At 68.2% G+C, this 18,399-nt stretch carries 12 protein-coding genes; all 12 read right to left on the bottom strand.

Annotated elements, in window-relative coordinates:
- The coding region (gene pks13 / locus JHC79_RS15930; protein WP_296392532.1) for a polyketide synthase Pks13 at positions 1 to 4,049 on the bottom strand (4,049 nt) is incomplete at its 3' end.
- Positions 4,050 to 4,063: 14 nt separating this feature from the next.
- A complete protein-coding gene (fadD32, locus tag JHC79_RS15925; RefSeq protein WP_296392531.1) occupies positions 4,064 to 5,959 on the bottom strand; it encodes a long-chain-fatty-acid--AMP ligase FadD32 in 1,896 nt (631 codons plus the stop codon).
- Between the two features lie 283 nt (positions 5,960 to 6,242).
- Positions 6,243 to 7,244 (bottom strand): LLM class F420-dependent oxidoreductase, encoded by a 1,002-nt coding sequence (locus tag JHC79_RS15920; RefSeq protein ID WP_296392529.1) that lies wholly within the window; start codon positions 7,242 to 7,244, stop codon positions 6,243 to 6,245.
- Positions 7,245 to 7,418: 174 nt separating this feature from the next.
- Complete coding sequence (locus JHC79_RS15915; RefSeq protein WP_296392543.1) at positions 7,419 to 8,369, bottom strand: cutinase family protein; 951 nt, start codon at positions 8,367 to 8,369, stop codon at positions 7,419 to 7,421.
- A 55-nt stretch (positions 8,370 to 8,424) separates the two neighbouring features.
- Positions 8,425 to 8,946: a DUF732 domain-containing protein gene (locus JHC79_RS15910; protein ID WP_296392527.1), complete on the bottom strand. Its 522-nt coding sequence runs from the start codon at positions 8,944 to 8,946 to the stop codon at positions 8,425 to 8,427.
- 80 nt (positions 8,947 to 9,026) lie between these two features.
- Entirely contained in the window at positions 9,027 to 10,847 is a 1,821-nt protein-coding gene (locus JHC79_RS15905; RefSeq protein ID WP_296392541.1) for an alpha/beta hydrolase-fold protein, read from the bottom strand.
- 261 nt (positions 10,848 to 11,108) lie between these two features.
- Positions 11,109 to 12,119, bottom strand: coding sequence for an alpha/beta hydrolase family protein (locus JHC79_RS15900; RefSeq protein WP_296392525.1), 1,011 nt, complete (start codon positions 12,117 to 12,119; stop codon positions 11,109 to 11,111).
- 236 nt (positions 12,120 to 12,355) lie between these two features.
- A complete protein-coding gene (zomB, locus tag JHC79_RS15895; RefSeq protein WP_296392522.1) occupies positions 12,356 to 14,281 on the bottom strand; it encodes a flagellar motor control protein ZomB in 1,926 nt (641 codons plus the stop codon).
- 25 nt (positions 14,282 to 14,306) lie between these two features.
- Positions 14,307 to 15,227: a decaprenyl-phosphate phosphoribosyltransferase gene (locus JHC79_RS15890; protein ID WP_296392520.1), complete on the bottom strand. Its 921-nt coding sequence runs from the start codon at positions 15,225 to 15,227 to the stop codon at positions 14,307 to 14,309.
- 43 nt (positions 15,228 to 15,270) lie between these two features.
- On the bottom strand, positions 15,271 to 15,876 hold the full coding sequence (locus tag JHC79_RS15885) for a phosphatase PAP2 family protein (protein WP_296392519.1): 606 nt from the start codon (positions 15,874 to 15,876) through the stop codon (positions 15,271 to 15,273).
- A complete protein-coding gene (locus JHC79_RS15880) occupies positions 15,857 to 17,749 on the bottom strand; it encodes a glycosyltransferase (protein WP_296392517.1) in 1,893 nt (630 codons plus the stop codon). The genes JHC79_RS15885 and JHC79_RS15880 overlap by 20 nt, the downstream gene beginning before the upstream one ends.
- A gap of 2 nt (positions 17,750 to 17,751) precedes the next feature.
- A partial coding sequence (locus JHC79_RS15875) for a UDP-galactopyranose mutase (protein ID WP_296392515.1) occupies positions 17,752 to 18,399 on the bottom strand: 648 nt, incomplete at its 5' end.

The raw sequence follows: 18,399 nt of genomic DNA, 5'->3' as shown, positions 1-18,399 counted from the left end.
GGCGTGCTCGGTGCATCGATCAGCTCCGCGATGGCCGCGGTGTCGATCTCGCCGCCGCCTGCGGCCGCGTCCTGCGCGAGCGCCGCGACCTCCTCGCGATGCTCGACGGCGTAGGTCACGAACTTGGTGACGTCACGGAGGTCGGCCTCGCGCATGGCCTGCAGCTGCAGCTGCGGGATGTCGAACTCGTACTCGACCCGGTTCTTGATCCGCATCGCCATCAGCGAATCGAGACCCAGCTCGATCAGCGGGATCTCACGCGGCAGATCCTCGGCCTCGTAACCCATCGACTCGGCGATGATCAGCGCGACGCGGTCGTCGACGCTCTGACCGCTCTCCGCGTCCCATCGGTCACCGATGTCATCGATGATCTCGGGCTCGACGACGACCCTGGTATCGACGAATCCGGACGCCTCGGCGGCCTCGGCCGGCGTCGGGGTCGTGATGGGCTCACCGTCGACGGCGGTACCGCCGAGCGGGACGCCCGCGGTCACGACGGCATCGAGGAGCAGGGCGAACGACCCGTCGACGGCCTTGGAGTGCACCTGTAGTGACGCACCACCGGGGTGCGGGTTGAGTGTGGTGGTCACCGTCCCGACCGCAGGCACGGCGGCGCGTGTCTCGACCGCGCCGACGTGGACCTCGGTGAGAACCTGGGCGGCTGCGGCCGCGACCAGCTCGCGCGGGTCGGTGACCACCGACGCGGCGACCTCCCAGGCGTGGCGGCCGTCGGGCAGCGCGACATGCGCACCCGGGATCCGATTGGTGCCCGATCCGCCGTTGATCTGCGCGCGCATCCAGAACTCTTTGCGCTCGAAGCGGGTACGCGGGATGTCGGCGAACGCGCCGGGACCGAACAGCGACGCGACGTCGGCTCGATGCCCGTGGACGTAGAGCTTCATCAGTGCCGTCACGACGCCGAGGTTCTCGTCCTCCTTGCGACGCAGCGTCTCGATGAGCTCCGCGTCGTGCAGGCCGGCGGCGAAGGTGACCGCGGCGACCGAGATCAGGACGGCGGGGTTGGGCGAGAGCTCGATGAAGGTGCGGTGCCCGTTCTCCACCGACTTCGCGATCGCCTGCGAGAACCAGACGCTGTGGCGCAGCCCCTTGGTGAAGTACTCGATGGTGTGGACCGGCTCGCTGCCCGGGCGGTAGAACGTCTCCCGGTCGATCGAGCTGTAGAAGCCGACCGTCGGACGCAGCGGTTCGATCCCGGTGAGCTCGTAGGCGAGCTCGCCGAGCAGCGGATCCATCTGCGCGGTGTGGCTCGCGCCCTTGGTCTGCAGCTTGCGACCGAGCTTGCCCTCGGACTCGGCGCGGGCGACGACCGCGTCGACCTGCCCCTCGGGGCCGCCGATCACGGTGTGGGTCGGCGCGGCGTAGACGCAGATCTCGAGGTCGGGGTAATCGGCGAGGACGCCGGTGATGTCGTCGGCGCTGTACTCGACCAGCGCCATCAGACGGATGTCGTCGCCGACGAGGCTGGCCTCGCCCTCACCCATCAGGCGCGAGCGCTGACAGATGACCCGGGTGGCGTCCTCGAGCGAGAGGCCGCCGCTGATGTACGCCGCCGAGGCCTCACCCATCGAGTGGGGTACCAGCACACCGGGTTCGGCGCCGTGGTGGCGCAGCAGCTCGGTCAGGCCGACCTGAATCGTGTAGATGCCGACCTGCGCGGTCTCGATGCCGTAGGTCTGCTCGTCATCGGTGAACATCTCGACGATCGAGTAGCCGAGCTCGTTCTGGACGTACGTGTCGACCTCGTCCAGGGTCTTCGCGAACACCGGGTTCTCGAGGTAGAGCTGCTTGGCCATCTTGCGGTGCTGCGAACCGAAGCCCGACAGCAACCACACCGCCGAGGTGGGATCGGGTGTGTCGCAACTGAACACCAGCGGGCTGTTCTTGCCCTCGGCGACCGCGCGCATACCCTTCACGGCCTCGTCGTGGTCGTTCGCCATGACGACGGCGCGGCTGCGCCCGTGGTTGCGGTGCGCAAGGGCACGGCCGATGTCTGCCAGCGGGGTGGCGCGACCGGCGTCGGAGTCGAGCCAGTCGGCGATGTCGGCGGCGCTCTTGCGACGGCGCGACGGCAGGAAGCCGGAGATCACCAGCGGCACGACCATGCCCTCGACGGCGCACGGCGCGTACTGCGCGATCGGGTCCGCTTCGGCGGCAACCGGTTCGGGCGCTGCCGCCGGCGTGTGGGCGAACAGTCCCGCGGCCGCCTTCTCGGCGTCGGTCAGGTACTCGTCGTCGTCGAGGTCGGCTCCGCCGAGATCATCGGGATCCAGACCCAGGTCCGCGCGATCGAGCCAGGAGTGCTCGAGGTCGGCCCGGTCGATGTCGGAGGTCGTGTCGTGGGCATCGCCGACGGGTGCGGCGACCGGCTCGACGAGGTCGCTGGGCAGCACCTCGCGGACCACCACGTGGGCGTTGGTGCCGCCGAAACCGTTGCCGGAGACACCCGCGACGGCGTGGCCGCTGTAGCGCGGCCAGTCGGTGGACTCGGGGATGACGCGTAGGCGGGTCGCCTCGAACTGGATGTACGGGTTGGGGCCGGTGTAGTTCAGCGAGGCGGGCAGTTTGTCGTTCTGCATCGACAGGACGAGCTTGATGAGCCCGGCCGAGCCGGCGGCGGCCTCGAGGTGACCGAAGTTCGTCTTCGCCGAACCGAGCAGGGCCGGCTTGTCGACCGGTCGTCCACGCCCGACCACACGACCGAGTGCGTCGGCCTCGATCGGATCACCGAGGATCGTGCCGGTGCCGTGGGCCTCGATGTAGTCGACGTCCTTCGGGTCGATGGCGGCGTCCCGGTAGGCGCTGCGCAGGACCTTGACCTGCGCCTCGGGGTTCGGGGCCGGCAGACCGTTGGACCGTCCGTCGGAGTTGACGGCCGATCCGGCGATGATCGCCAGCATGGTGTCGCCGTCGCGACGCGCGTCGGCCACGCGCTTGAGGACGACGAGACCGCCACCCTCGGACCGGATCATGCCGTCGGCGTCGGCGGAGAAGGCCTTGATGCGCCCGTTCTTGGCCTGCACGCCGATGCTGTCGAAGCCGAGCGTCGCGGCGGGGGTGATGAGCATGTTGACGCCGCCGGCGAGGCAGACGTCGGTCTCTCCCGATCGCAGGCTGCGCACCGCCTGGTGCACGGCCACGAGAGACGACGAGCACGCGGTGTCGATGGCGACCGACGGGCCGTGGAAGTCGTAGTAGTACGACACGCGGTTGGCGACGATCGACGTCGAGGTACCGGTCAGCGCGTAGGCGGCGGTGTCGCCCATGGACTCAGGATCGGACACCGCGAGCATCTGGTAGTCGTTGGTGGAGCTGCCGATGAACACACCGACCTCGCCACCCTTGAGATCGCTCGGCGGGATGTGCGCGTGTTCGAGCGCCTCCCACGTCAGCTCGAGAGCGAGCCGCTGCTGCGGGTCCACCATCTCGACCTCGCGCGGCGACATCTGGAAGAAGTCGGCGTCGAAGCTCTTCACGTCGTCGAGGTAGCCACCGTGCACGTTGGCCTCGGCGATCACCTCGGCCATCCGCGGGACGGCCTTGAACTCGGTCCAGCGGTCCTCGGGCAGGTCGGTGATGCCATCGCCGCCGTTGATGAGCATGTCCCAGGTCGACTCCGGGGTGTGCCCGGCCTTCGGGAACCGCGTGGACACACCGACGATCGCGATGTCGTCGTCGGCGGCCCGCTCGCGGCGGTAGAACTCGGCGTCGTCGTCGGTGACGAGTCCCTCGTCGGGATCGCCCTCGATGATGCGCTTGGCCAGCGACGCGATCGTCGGGTGCTGGTAGGCCACCGTCGCGGTCAGCAGGACGCCGGTCTTGTCCTCGATGTCGGCGGCCATGGCCACCGCGTCACGCGAGGCGAGACCCAGTTCCTCCATCGGACGGTCGTCGGAGATCTGGTCGATCGGCAGTCCGGTCGCCGTCGCGACCCACTGACGTAGCCAGTCGCGCAGTTCGGCGACGGTCAGGTCACCCACGGTCTCCCCATCTGAAGCGGTGGGTGTGGTCGTCGGGTCGTGCTCAGACATCGCTATCCAGACTGTTACGTGGCATCAGGTGCATCGGGGAACGCGGTCTGCGTGTGACCGCCGCGCAGCGTTCCGTCGATGTATGCGTTCTTGCATGCGGTGTGGGCGATCTTGCCGCTGGAGGTACGCGGGATGGACCCGGCCGGGACCAACAGCACGTCTCGGACCATCACACCATGACGCTGTGCGACGGCCGCCCGGACGGTGTCGGAGACCTCCTGCGGATCGACCCGCTTGCCGGTGTTGCGCTCGGCGACGATCACCAGCTGCTCGGAGCTGTCATGGGCGTCGAACTCCAGTCCGCTCGCCGCGGATGCGAACACCTCGGCGGGCAGCTGGTTGGCGGGCACCGCGAACGCGGCGACGAAACCGGGGCGCAGGGCGGTGCTGGCCTCCTGGGCACTGAACTCCAGATCCTGCGGGTAGTGGTTGCGACCGTCGACGATGACCAGGTCCTTGACGCGGCCGGTGACATACAGCTCGTCCTGGTACCAGACGCCGTAGTCGCCGGTTCGCAGCCAGCGGTCGTTGACCGGGGCACCCTCGGAGTGGCTGCCCGACTCCAACGGGTGCACCAGGCTGTTGCGGAAGGTGTTCTTGGTCTCGGCCTCGTTGCCCCAGTAGCCGTGGCCGAGGTTGATGCCGTTGAGCCAGATCTCACCGATGTGGCCGTCGGGGCGCTCGGTGGCGGTCTCGGAGTCGACGATGGCGGCCCACTGGCTCACCGACACCTGGCCACAGGAGACCTGCGCGACCGCGCCCGGGGCGTCCTCGGCGACCTCCTCGAAGCGACCGGCGTTCAGCGCGTCGCGGTCGACGTAGATGACCTTGGCCGGGGTGTCGCGCCTGGAGGTGGAGACGAACAGCGTCGCCTCGGCCATGCCGTAGGACGGCTTGATCGCGGTGGGACTCAGGCCGTAGGGCTTGAACGCGGTGTTGAACTTCTCCATCGAGCTGACCGTGACCGGCTCACTGCCGTTGATCAGCCCGATGACGTTGCTCAGGTCGAGGCTCTCCCCCTCACGGGGCAGGCCGCGCACGGCGGCGTGCTCGTAGGCGAAGTTCGGTGCCGCCGCGAAGGTCCCCGCGCCGTCGGACAGTGCGGCCAACTCGTTGATCCACCGACCGGGCCGGCGCACGAACGCGGCCGGGCTCATGATCGTGATGTATTTGCCACCCAGCGCCGGGATGATGATCGTCAGCAGGCCCATGTCGTGGAACATCGGCAGCCAGGTGACGCCGCGCGAGGACTCGTCGAGGTTCATCGCGTCGATCATCTGCAGGGCATTGGCCGAGACCGACTCGTAGGTGATCTCGACGCCGGCCGGGGTCCGGGTGGAACCGGAGGTGTACTGCAGGTAGGCCACGTCGTGCAGCTTGGGCTGCGGCTTGCGCCAGGTCTCGCCGACCGAGTCGGGGACGGCGTCGACCGCGATCACACGGGGCCGTTCCTTCGCCGGGAGATGCTTGAAGAAGTCGCGGACGGCCTCGGCCGACTTGGTCGCGGTGAGGATCGCGCTGGGCGTGCAGTCACCGAGTACGGCGTGCAGGCGGTCGGTGTGACCCGGCTCGTCCGGGGAGAACAGCGGTACGGCGATGTTGCCCGCGTACAGGGCGCCGAAGAAGCCGATGACGTACTCCAGCGACTGCGGGGCCAGGATCGCGACGCGGTCCCCGGGAGAGGTCACCTGCTGCAGGCGGGCGGCGATGGCGCGCAGACGCTTGCCGAACTGGGCCCAGGTCAGCTCGATCGGCTCACCGTCACGCTCACGGCTGTAGTCCATGAAGCGGTAGGCCAGGGTGTCGGCCTTCTCGCGGACGTTGCGCTCCACATAGTCGACGAGGGTGTCTTCTTCGGTGAAGTGCAGATTCCCGGACTCATCGAGAAACTCGTCAAACGCGGTCTTCATTCGAACTCCTGTTGGCATTGCTAGCCCCGATCGTCGATTCGCTTCGTCGCTCCGGCTGGGCGGCTCGACGATCGTCGTCGACGGTCGGGATCCGTCGACCGGATATGTCTACCCGGTCTCGGATCCGCCCCCCAAGCGTGCCTTGCTCGGTACGTCACCTTGCAGAATCCTGCCCTCGACACGTCCGGTTCCCCGCGGCCGACGTCATCGATGGTGGGACAAACTCTGAGTATCCTAACGGCCCCACCTGGGCGGCCGGGTGGTTACCTCGGTCAACGATCATTCATTCCCCTCGCAGGATCGGGATGATCGGTGCGAACGCGTCCATCTGCGTCGGGAAGACCCCGACATAGGACATACCGGTCCGCTCGCGCACCGACCGGACCTGCTCGGCGATCTCCTCGAACGTGCCGCACATGATGTAGGGCGAGGCCAGGATGTCCTCGACGGTCAGATCCGCGTCCTTGGCCATGTTCGGCGGGAAACCGCTGTCGATGGCGCCGAGCACCATCTCCGCGGTCGAGACACGGTCGTCGGTGACCAGGATCGTCGCGATGGTCCAGTTCAGCTCGATCTGGTCGAAACGATCACCGGCGGCGCGACGCACCCGGTCGACGCGGTCGACGGTCTTCTCGATGGTCATGTCGGAGAGCTTGAGCTTGCCGTCGGGGGTGCTGCCGGTGGCGATGGAGATGATGTCGGCATGGCGGGCCGCGAGCTCGAGCATCCGTGGTCCGCCCGCGCCGACCAGGATCGGCGGCCGGGGGCCCTGCCGCGGTCGCGGGGTGCCCACGACACCCTTCACGTCGTAGAACTCCCCGGAGAAGGTGACCTCCTGGCCCCGCATGAGGCCGTCGAGGATGGTCAGCGCCTCGTCGAGCTGGCGCAGACGCTCACCGGGGGTGCCGAACGGGATGCCCGCGGCCTCGAAGTCCTCGCGGAGCCACGACGCCCCGATGCCCAGCTCGAGCCGCCCCTTGGACAGCACGTCGATGGTGGTGGCCTCTTTCGCCAGCACCACGGGGTGTCGCAACCCGGCGGCCAGCGTGGTGGTCGCCAGACGGATGGTGCTCGTCGCCTGACTCAGCGCGCCGAGCGCGGCGAGCGGACCGACCTGGTTCTCGAGGTGGTCGGGGATGGCGAAGGTGTCGAAGCCGTATTCCTCGGCCTTCTGCGCCAGGGCCACGAACTTGCGGGCACCGCCCTCGTCACGGTTGCCCTCACCGCCGGCAGCGAATCGGAACGGGCGCAAAGCCGGCGTCGGCGCGGCTGCGTCGGTCGTCATCTGCTCTCCTCGGGGTGCGTCGTCGTGGCTCGAACCTCGGACACGATACGTGCGTCACCTGTACGTACCCAAACGCTTCGTGGTCTGTCACACATACGGGGTCTCCCTGGTGGTCGCCGAGTGAGGATCGAGCGCAGCGAGGCCCGGAGCGAGAGCGGGCCACCAGGCATCAGTTCAGTTGTGCTTCGGGCGAGGAGCCTTGTCGATCACCGATCGCGCCCAGCCGTGCATCCATCGGGTCGCCGAAGCGCCGTCGTCGTCCCAGTACCGGGTCGTGTTGTAGAGCGCGTGCACCGGATTGTTCAGTGCACCGGCGATCTTGCCGATGGCGTCGAGGGGGTTGAGGACCGTCGGTGAGTCGCAGATCAGGTCACCGGACGCGCAGATGGCGTAGGTGCGGTCCTTGATGTCGCCGAAGCCGCCCGCGCGTGCACCGGTCATCGCGATACCGGGAACCAACGTGCCGAACCCGCCGAGGGCGATCTCCGCACCCACGCCGTTCGGGCTCGGCCCCACGTCGTTCGCCTCCCCCTTCTGACGGCGGCCGTCGGCGATCAGACCGACCCCGAGGACCAGGTCCTGCGCGACCGGACCCCGACCGTTGCCGATGTCGGAGGCGATGTCGCCGGCGATCACCGCACCCTGCGAAAAGCCCATCAGCACGAAGCCGGTCAGCGGGCACCGCCGGTTGACCTCGGTCATCTTGGACTTGGCCCGGGCGTTGCCCTGAGCGCGCGAGACGTTGTAGTCGACCTGGCGGTCGGCGAGGTTCGTCGGATTCCGGAACTGCGCGACGTAGGGGACGGTGTAGACGTCGGCACGCGACGACGGGAACTGCTCGCCCAACGGTCGGGAGACCTTGAGCATCAACGAGTTCGGGTTCGCGGTCGGGTTGTACGGGTCGTCGGTGGCCGACGACTCGAGCGTCCCGGGGATCACGATGGTCTGCACGTCGGGGCAGTCGGCGGGCTGGGCCGTCGGGCGCTGCTCGGAGGTCGACGGACCACCCGGGATGCCGCCGGGACCGGTCGGCCCGGGCTTGATCAGATTGATCACGAGGATCACCACGAGGACGATCGCGAGGATCGCGAGCGCGATCACACCGAGGATGCCGACCAGGATCAGCTTGCGGCGACGGGGTCTACCGGCCGCGGTCCGGCCACGAGGGGACACTCCGCGGCTACTTGCAGTAGGTCGACGACGCGGCCGCGATCACCTTGTCCGCGGTCGCCGCGGCGGCCGTCGGATCGGTGGTCCCGGAACCGACGATGGCCGTCACGAAGGTCCTGATCTGTGCGGCCGGGCTGTTCTTGGCCCGCTCCGAGCAGACGAACTCCGCGGAGCTGATCGCGATCGAGTTGTCGGGGTCGTTGGGGATGGTCACGTTCTGGCGCTTGAGTTCGGCCAGGTACGCGGCGCCCTTGCTGCCCTGCGGAGCCGGTGCGGCGCCGCCCGGGAAGTTCGACGGCGCAGGGGTGTCCTGCGGCGCGGTGGCGGGCAGGCTCGAGTCGCGCGACGCCGCTGCGGACGACGGGACGCTGCTCGACACCGACGACGACGCCGGGGCGCTCGAGCTGACCGGCGCGTCGCTGCTCGACGGCGCGCTGACCGTGGAGTCGCTGCTCCCGCACGCGGTCGCCACCCCGACGGTCAGCGTCAATCCCGCCGCCGCCGTCACGATCCGCACCCAGAGTCCGCTCACTGCCACTTCCCTCGCCATCGTCGTCAAGAACCGTCGTGTGCCCCGTCAGGACCTCGGCCACGCTACCGAAGACCGGGACGTCAGTGGATGACGGCGGTGCCGTCGACCGCCTCGATGTAGCCCTTCTCGAAGTTGATCCGGTTGCCGCCGGTGATCTGGAACTGGTCACTGATCGGGTAGCCGAGCCGACCGCCCTCGAAGCCCACGGTCGCCCAGGCGTCGAAGATCGGCCCGGACGGGACCGCGAATGCACCCTTGGCCGCGGTCCAGTAGATGTTGCCGCCGGAGAACCGGTTGAAGCGTCCGCCGCGGGCCGCACCGATCTCGTTGGAGGTCGGGAACCCGAGGTAACCGCCCTCGTATCCGGTCTTGCCGTACTTGTCGAAGATCCGACCCTGCACCGAGTGGGCGCCGGTGGCCGCGGTCCAGTAGTAGGCGCCCAGCGAGAAGCCCTGCACCCGCCCCTTCTTGTCGGGGGTGTCCACCTCGTCACCGGTCGGGTAACCCATCGGTCCGCGCTCGTAGCCGGCCTTGCCCCAGTCGGCGAGGATCGCGCCGGTCACCGCATGCGCCCCGGTGTTCTGGGTCCAGTAGATGTAGCCGCGTTCGAACTTGTTCAGACGCCCCTTGCGGTCCGGGGTGCCCAGCTCGTCACTGATGGGGAACCCGAGGTAGCCGTCGGGGCCGCCGGCGGCTACGTAGGCACCACCGATGGCGCCCGCGACGACGTGTGCGCCGGTCTTGCCCGACCACAGCACGCGTCCGCCGCGGAAGTCCTGTGCGCGTCCGCCCGGGACGCCGTACTCCGGCGTCATGCACTCGCCCAGCTCGGAGTGCTTCGCCGCGACCGGCTTGATCGCACCCGCCACGCCGCACTTCGGGGTGTCGGCGGCGATGCCCAGTGCGCGAGCGGCCTGCGGCCACGCCTGGTGCATCTCGAACTCCCAGTACTTCCAGGTGTGCGTGCCCGACGGGCGGTAGACGACCTGGGCGGCCACGCCGAGCTGGTTGAGCTTGGTGGCGAACTGGGTCGAGGTCACCCGTGAGAGGACCTCGAGTCCGACGCCGGCGTAGTTGGTGGCCAGGTACGGCAAGGTCGACGGGGTGTCGTACTGACCGAGCAGACCGTTGCCCGACGACACGTAGAGGCTGACGCCCTTGAGCTTGTCGGCGTGCAGGTAGGGGTCGTGTTCCTTCCAGGCCGGATCCGACGGCGGCCCGAACATCTTGGCCGAGTCGTAGCCGCCCGCGTCGCGGACCGCGAACTGCACCGCCTGCGGCATGCCGAACGAGCTGAGCTGCAGGATGCCGGAGAACGAGGCCGCGTAGCGGAAGAAGCCGGGGGTGCGCTCGGCGAGCATCATCGCCGCGCTGCCGCCCATGGACAGCCCCTGGACACCGCGGACGTCGGTCGAGCGCCACTGCCCCTGCAGGACCGGCGGGAGCTCCCTGGTCAGGAAGGTCTCCCACTGATAGTTCTTGCCGTTGTCCGGCTTCTGCCAGTCGGTGTAGAAGCTGGACTCGCCGCCCACCGGCAGGATGACGTTGACGTTCTTGTCCTTGTAGAAGTTCTCGACGTCGGTGTTGATGATCCAGCCGTTCTGGTCGTCCTGCGCACGCAGGCCGTCCAGCATGTACAGCTGCGGGAACCGCTCGTCGGGCGACTGGTTCCAGTCGCGCGCCAGCAGGATCTGCACCTGGATGTTGCGGCCCATCGACGGGGAGTAGACCCACACCGCCACGCGCCGGTCGGAGTACCACTTGGTGTTGGTCACCCTGACCCCCGACACCGGCGTCACGGCGGGAGCGGGAGACGCCGCCGGTGCGGCCGAGGCGGCCGGAGCCGCCGGCGCGTCCGACGACTCGGGTGCTGCGACCGCGACCCCGGTGCCGAGCACCATCAGAAGCGCCGCCGCAGGCGCTGTCACCGATAGAACCCCACGCCGCCACTGCCGCATCTGACCGATCTCCTTCGCCACCAACGGTTCTGCCGGTCCCGAGACGTTTGTCCCGGCGAACAGCAGAACGCCCTACGTGTGTGTGTCTACACGTAGGGCGTCCCGATGTGACGTTGCCACACTGTGGCGTGTGTGAATTGGTGTGACTCGTGAGGTTTCTGTGACCACCGACGGTGGTCTGGCTCTCACCAGCGGCGGATCAACTCAGTCGCGGAACCAGCCCTGGTTCTTCGCCCGGAAGACCATGTCCGACCAGTAACCCCAGGCGTGCAGGCCGGTGGACGGGAAGTCGGAGGTGATGGCCACGTTGTTGATCAGCGCCTGCACCTGGAACGCGCGCGACTGCGCCAGCGAGAGCGCCTCGAGCGGCGAGCCCTGGATCAGGCCGATCGGGTCGACCGGGTAACGGCCCTGCAGACCACTGCCCGCGGCGACGCGCACCTTCTTGCCGCGCATCTTGCCGATCTGCACGAACGGGTCGTTCTCCAGCCAGCGGGGGCTGGTGGGCGGTCCCCACATCGAGTCGGAGTTGAACGGTCCGACGCCGGCCTCGATGCCTGCGTCGAGCAGTGCGATGCGGATGGCCTCACGCATGCCGGGAGCCGAGAGGTTCAAGTAGCCCGACATCGAGAACAGGTGCGAGATGCGGCGGTTGTTGGCGCCGAGGACCATGGCCGAGTTGCCGCCCATGGAGATGCCCATGATCGCGTACTGACGACGCGGGCCGACCGCGAGCCCACGACGATCGAGCTCGGGGATCAACTTCTGGTTGATGAGGCAGTTCCAGCGGTAGCGGTAGCGCTGGTTGTTGAAGTTGCTGGGCGCGTTCCAGTCGCTGTAGAAGCTGGCGATGCCGCCCACGGGCTCGACCACGTTGACACCGGAGTCGGCCATGTTCTGGATCTTGGTGTTGTGCTCCCAACCACTGATGTCGTTGGTGGCACGCAGGCCGTCGAGCGCGATGACGGTCTTGTAGTTGCCCGGGCGGGTCCACATGCGGACCTTCACCGGGGGCATGCCACACGAGTCGCGCAGGGTGATCTGCTGGACACGGGGCGCGGCCGAGGCGGTTCCGCCGGAACCGACGGCGATCCCCAGGCCGGCGAACGTGGCCGTGGCGAGGAACACGGCGAGCAGCCGCCTTCCGATGGAGACCTGACTCCGGGCCGGGTCGGACACCCTGGAGCCGGTTCTTCTCGGATTGCTAGCACGCATCGACTGTTGCCTTCTCTCTGTCGTTAGGCCGCGAGGGCCGGTGGCGCATCGAAAAGGTCCGTGAGCGCCGAACGGAGCCTATTGGATGCCGTTCGGTCTGACAAACGTTGGACCGCGGTCGTCGACCGTCTGTCGCACGCACGTGACCTGCCGATTTTGCCTCGTCGCACATTATCGGTCGGCGCCGGCGCGGCGTTACACAACCGAGATGTCAGCGATCCGCAATCGTCGGATGGTCAGCGCCCGGAGACCGACGGGGGTATCGGGAGCTTGCACCGCTGGAGCTCGTAGAGCGGGACACGGTTGATCCGATAGCTGTTGAACGCGAACGACTGTCGGATGTTGTTACGGAACCGCGAGAAGCTCATCGGGGCCTCGAACGAGGCGATCAGATCCTGGGTCGGCTTGCACGTCAGGGCCTCACGCGACTGCCGCACCCAATCGGGGTCGAGGAAGCCTGGCAGCCGCGGCGGGACGGGCACGGCACCGGCCTCGGCGATGACCCACTCGGAATCGAGGTCTTTGTCGTGGCCGATGCGGGCGTCGGGCAGCCGCTCGGTGTGCGAGGCGATCGGGAACGCGAGGCCGACCTGGTCGATCACCCGGACGTCGAGCGACGAGTTCATGCTCGTCATGCCGAGGTTGAGGTAGAAGACGGTCAGCTGGCGGGGCACCCCGCGGGGCAGGGTGTCGGGCTGCGGATCGAAGTACCACTCGTCGTAGTTCGCCGACGGCAGCAGCACACCGCCCTGGGCGGAATGCTCGTTGATCGCGTCGACCATCGCCCGGATGCGTGGGTAGTTCAGATAGTCCTCGGCGGTGATCGGGTGCTCGACCCCGATGTTCTGGATGTAGTAGCGGCGCTCGTCGACGATGCCGCTGCGGCCGATGTCGGTGCCGTTGTTCATCCCCGGCGAATGTGACGTGGCCACAGCCCACACCACGGTCGTCACGAAGAACGCGGTGGACAGGACCGCGCCGACGATCGGGACCGCCGATGCGCGGCCCAGGGCCGACGGCAGCGCGATCGGGATGATCATGACCGGCAGCATCAGGATGAACAGCGGGACGAGGAGCACACGGGCGTGCATGAAGTCGCCGCCCTGGCGGATCCAGTAGGCCGACTCGATGAACCCGGCGACGACGATGACCACGACCACCGCGCCGGGTGAACGCAGTCCGCGGCGGAACCGCTCGACGCGGCCGACCGATGCGAGGGCGACCCGATCGGTGGCGCGACGACGCAGGTACCAGGTGAGCAGGGCCGCGACCGCAGCGACGAGCAGCGGCAGCAACAGGATGTACGGGCTGAACATGTTGCCCAGGTAGGTGAAGCCCTGCTTCCACTTCGACCCGCTGGCGTCCTTCGCCACCGCGGTGTTCGGCACGAGCAGGCCGTAGTACCCCATCCGGAAGATCTGGTAGGCGACGGGCGTGATGGCCGCGACGACGACGAAGACGACACGCAGGCGCCAGCTCATGTGGGTCGCGAACACCAGCAGCAGGACCAGGCCACCGAGCAGCGCGAGCTCGGGGCGGATGAGCGGCGAGAGCCCGGCGCTGAACCCGAGCAGCAGCAACGACGTCGTGCCGCCGGGCCGGTCGGGATCGCGACGACTCCACGAGATCACCTGACACCACAGCACCGCGATCCAGAAGATGCACAGTGAGACCTCGAGGCCACTGGTGGCGAAGTCGCGGGCGGGCGGCAGCGCGATGTACACCAGGGCGCCGAGCGGCACCAGGATGGTCCAACCGTCGCGGCCACCCAATCCACGGTGACTCAGTCCGAGCATGCGGTAGGTGCCGTACATCGCCAACGGCAGCGCCGTCACCGACAACACCAGCGCGATCCACAACACGACGTATTCGGGTTCGGCGTCGGTGAGCCAGGTCCAGAACCAGATCAGATAGGTCCACACCGTGGAGGTGTTGGCCTCGACGCGCTCCCCCTTGTTGAACACCGGGCCGTTGCCCGCGAGGAGGTTGCGCACGGTCCGCAGGACGATCAGACCGTCGTCGGCGATCCATCGACGCTGCCAGTCACCCCCGGCGAACAGGATGCCGACGACCAGCGCACTGATGGCGAGGGTGGTTGCCGGGAGACCGGCACGGATCCGCGAGACGCGCGTGACCGCATGTGAGGACCGATCGGACGTCATCGCTGCGCGATCGGTGGGGTCAGCCTCAGCTGACGAAGTAGACCGCGACACCAACGCATATTAGCCAAGCCACCGCGCAGAACTGGAGGACGCGGTCTCCCAGCGCGATCTCCTCGGGTTCACCGGCCTGCCCGCCGTCGACATCGACGGCGTATCGGAGGATGGCCACGGTGAACGGGACCATCGAGATGGCGTACCAGACGTTCGTGTCGTGGTCGCGAGAGAACGCCCACAATCCGTAACAGAGCACGACCGCGGTCGCCGAGAGCGTCCACACGAACCGCAGGTAGGTCGTCGTGTAGTACTCCAGCGACTTGCGGATCTTGGCGCCGGTGCGCTCGGCCAGTTGCAGCTCGGCGTACCGCTTGCCCGCGGCCATGAACAACGACCCGAACGCCATCACGAGCAGGAACCACTGCGACAGACCCTTGGGCAGCTCGGCCGCGACGCCGCCGGCGATCGCCCGCAGGAGGAAACCGGACGACACGATGCAGATGTCGACGACGGCCTGGTGCTTGAGCCCGAAGCAGTACGCGAGCTGGATGACCAGGTAGATGCCGATCACCAGCGCGAGATGCCAGTTCGCCAGGAACGAGATCGCGAGCGAGGCGACACCGAGCACGATGGCCAGGGCGAAAGCGAGGTTGCGGGGGACGACACCCGCGGCGATGGGCCGGTAGCGCTTGGTCGGGTGCGCACGGTCGGCCTCGACGTCGAGGGCGTCGTTGACGAGGTAGACACACGATGCGACCAGGCAGAACGCGACGAAGGCGATGGCCGAGCGGGCCAGCACGTGACCGTCGTCGACGGCTCCGGCGGCCAGCGGCGCGGCCAGTACGAGGACGTTCTTGACCCACTGCCGGGGGCGAACGGCCTTGATCAGGCCCGCCACCAGATTCTTCGGCGGCCCCTTCACGTCGGTGGCCTCGATCGGTTCCTCGCTCATCGCACTCCTATGTTCGACACCGGCGCATGTTCGACAACGGCGCCTACCCGCGACACCGCAACATCGTTCTCGCCTCGCGCGACAATCTGGCCGTCAGGTGCGCGAACAGTCTGTCATCACGGGTGACCGCGACTGCACAGGCTGCACCCAACACGGCGCCGGCGGCGACGTCGCTCGGGTAGTGGACGCCCAGGACCAGGCGAGACGCCAGCATCGGCGGCACGACGAGGGCGGGTAGGACGCCGTCCGGCAGACCCGCCGCGCGCCCCAGCAGGATCGCGGCCGCGGTGGTCGAGGTGGCGTGTGACGACGGGAAGCTCAACCGGCTCGGCGTGGAGACACCCACCCGGATCCGCGGGTCGCCGGGTCGTTGCCTGCGCACGACGCGCTTGACGATCACCGACGCCGCATGGGCACCGAAGGCGCCGACGCCGGCCTGCACCCAGCGGGTCTGGGCGGGCAGGTCGTCGCGGGCGAACGCGACGGCCAGTCCGACCGCGGCCGACCCCGTCCAGCCCAGTGCGTGCTCACCGAAGTGCGAGAGGCCGCGCGCGGCGGGCAGGACACCGGGCCGATCGGCGATCGCGTTCTGGATGGCGACCAGGACCGCGGCCTCGCCGCGGGGGTGGTCAGTCGAGTCCGAAGACACGTGCCCAGCTCTCCTTGCTCGTGAGTTCGGTGTGCGCTGCGCGGTACTGCGTGCGCATCTCGGGGAACCGGTTGGTGAGTTCGCGGACCAGGGACGCCGACTCCTTGGCCAGGGCGATCATCTTCGCGCGATCACGCTGCCGGTAGACGACGCCGCGACCGTCGGCGGTGGTCACCGTGACGCCGTCGACCCGTCCGAGGCTGAACCACCGCGCCTGTAGGGGCGGGTAGTTCGCCTGCGGCACCTCGTGGTGGCGGGGATCGGCGGGCCGGGCGTTGTTGATGACCGCGCCGGCGAGGGCCTTGAGCTTGCGGACCGGGTCACGCGGCTCGAACATGCCCAGCGCGGTGGCCTCGCCGCTGGTGCGCGGCAGGACCGTGGCCGAGGGCAGGACGACGGCGTCGGGGTACTGCTTGCGCATGCCCGCGATCTTCGGCAGCGCAGTCGGCAGCAGCTCACGGATGTGGTGCGGCCCGGCGAGGAAGTCGCGGATGGCCTCGTTTTGGATGGCGACCGTCGAGTACTCCAGGCACAGCAGGTGTTTCGCCGTGGCCTTCGCCATCGACGTCACGATGCCACCGATGGGTCCGTCGTGGTGGATGGCGGCGACGACGAGGCGGTTGCGCAGATGGAAGTACGCCTGCCAGTCGATGGCGTCGTCCTTGTCACTCCACGCCATGTGCCAGATCGCGATACCGGGGATGGTCGCGGTGGGGTACCCGGCCTTCGCCGCGCGCAGCCCGAACTCCCAGTCGTCCCACTTGATGAACAGCGGCATCGGCAGCCCGATGGTCTCGGCGCACTCCCGCGGGATCATGCACATCCACCACCCGTTGCCGTCGACGTCGATGCGGCGGTGCAGGTTCTTGGAGTTGTCCCGGTCGGTGAGCGGGTACTTCGCGAAGTCGTGGTCGTACTCGACGTAGGGCGCCGCGGTCCACATGAAGGTGTGCGGGTCGATGACCTCGCCCATGCAGTGCAGGTGGCTGCGGTCCTGCAGGTTGAGCATCTGCCCACCGACGAGCATGGGGGTCTTGGCGTACCGCGACAGCGCCAGCGCGCGCAGGATCGAGTCGGGCTCGATGGCGATGTCGTCGTCCATGTAGAGGACGTACGGGCTGTTGGTGAGTCGCAGCGCCTCGTACATGATGCGCGCGTAGCCGCCGGACCCGCCGAGGTTGGGCTGGTCGAAGATGTGCAGGCGGTCGCCGAGGGCGTCGCGCGCGATGTCGTACCCGGGCTCGTCGACGACCTTGCGGTTGCCCTGGTCGGGCATGAGCACCGCGTCGATCACGCCGTCGACCAACGGGTCGGAGGTCAGCGCGCGCAGGGCGTCCACCGCGTCGGTCGGTCGGTTGAACGTCGGGATGCCGACGGTGACCCGCGCCGTCTCCGGGCCGCCGGGCGCGGGGATGGGGGCGTACCAGCCCGCGCTGACGATCTCGGTGTCGGTGTCGGTGGTGACGTCGAACCAGATCCAACCGCCGTCCTCGAACGGACCGAGGTCGAGGTCGAACTCGATGACGCCGTGGCCGTCGTCATCGGTGGGCACCAGGTCGCCGCCGAGCCCGATGCGCGCGCCGTCGACCTTCGAGCGGTAGAGGTCGACACGGCAGGTGCCGATGACCTCGACGCGCAGGATTACCGACTGCAGGATGCTCCACCGACGCCAGTACGACGCGGCGAACGCGTTGAAGTACGAGCCGAACCCGGCCTCGGACTCCGCGGTCAGCAGGACCGAGGTCCGGCTCGGCGAATGCGCTCGGCGACTGTTGGTCTCGGCCTCGACGAGATAGAGCGACCGCACGTCGAGCGGCTCGCCCGGACGCGGGAAGATGACGCGCTGCAGCAGGGTGTCGGCGGTGACGGTCATCGTCACTCCGACTCGGCGAGAGGTGCGCCGTCGGCCAGGTGCGGCGCCACGGTGTTCTCGTACATCGTCAGTGCGCTCGCGATGGCCATGTGCATGTCGAGGTACTGGTAGGTCCCGAGTCGTCCACCGAAGAGCACCTTGCGCGTGGAGGTCTCGGACTTCGCCAGCTCGCGGTAGCGGGCGAGCTTCGTGCGGTCCTCGGGGGTGTTGATCGGGTAGTACGGCTCGTCGCCGCTCTCGGCGAACCGCGAGAACTCACGCATGATGACCGTCTTGTCGGTCGGGTAGTCGCGCTCGGGGTGGAAGTGGCGGAACTCGTGGATCCGGATGAACGGCACGTCGCTGTCGTTGTAGTTCATCACCGGGGTCCCCTGGAAGTCGCCGACGGGGAGCACCTCGGTCTCGAAATCGATCGTGCGCCAGCCCAACTCGCCCTCGGCGTATTCGAAGTAGCGGTCCAGCGGCCCGGTGTAGACGATCGGCGCATCCGGACTCTGCGCGATCAGCTCGTCGCGGACGTCGAACCAGTCGGTGTCCAGGCGTACGTCGATGTTCTCGTCGCGCGTCATGTTCTCGAGCCACGCGGTGTAGCCGTCGACCGGCAGTCCCTCGTAGGTGTCGTTGAAGTAGCGGTTGTCGAAGGTGTAGCG

The organism is Williamsia sp. (assembly GCF_016462415.1).
Classification (GTDB): domain Bacteria; phylum Actinomycetota; class Actinomycetes; order Mycobacteriales; family Mycobacteriaceae; genus Williamsia_A.
Note: the sequence above shows the minus strand (reverse complement) of the source record. Positions and strands in the feature narration are given on the sequence as shown.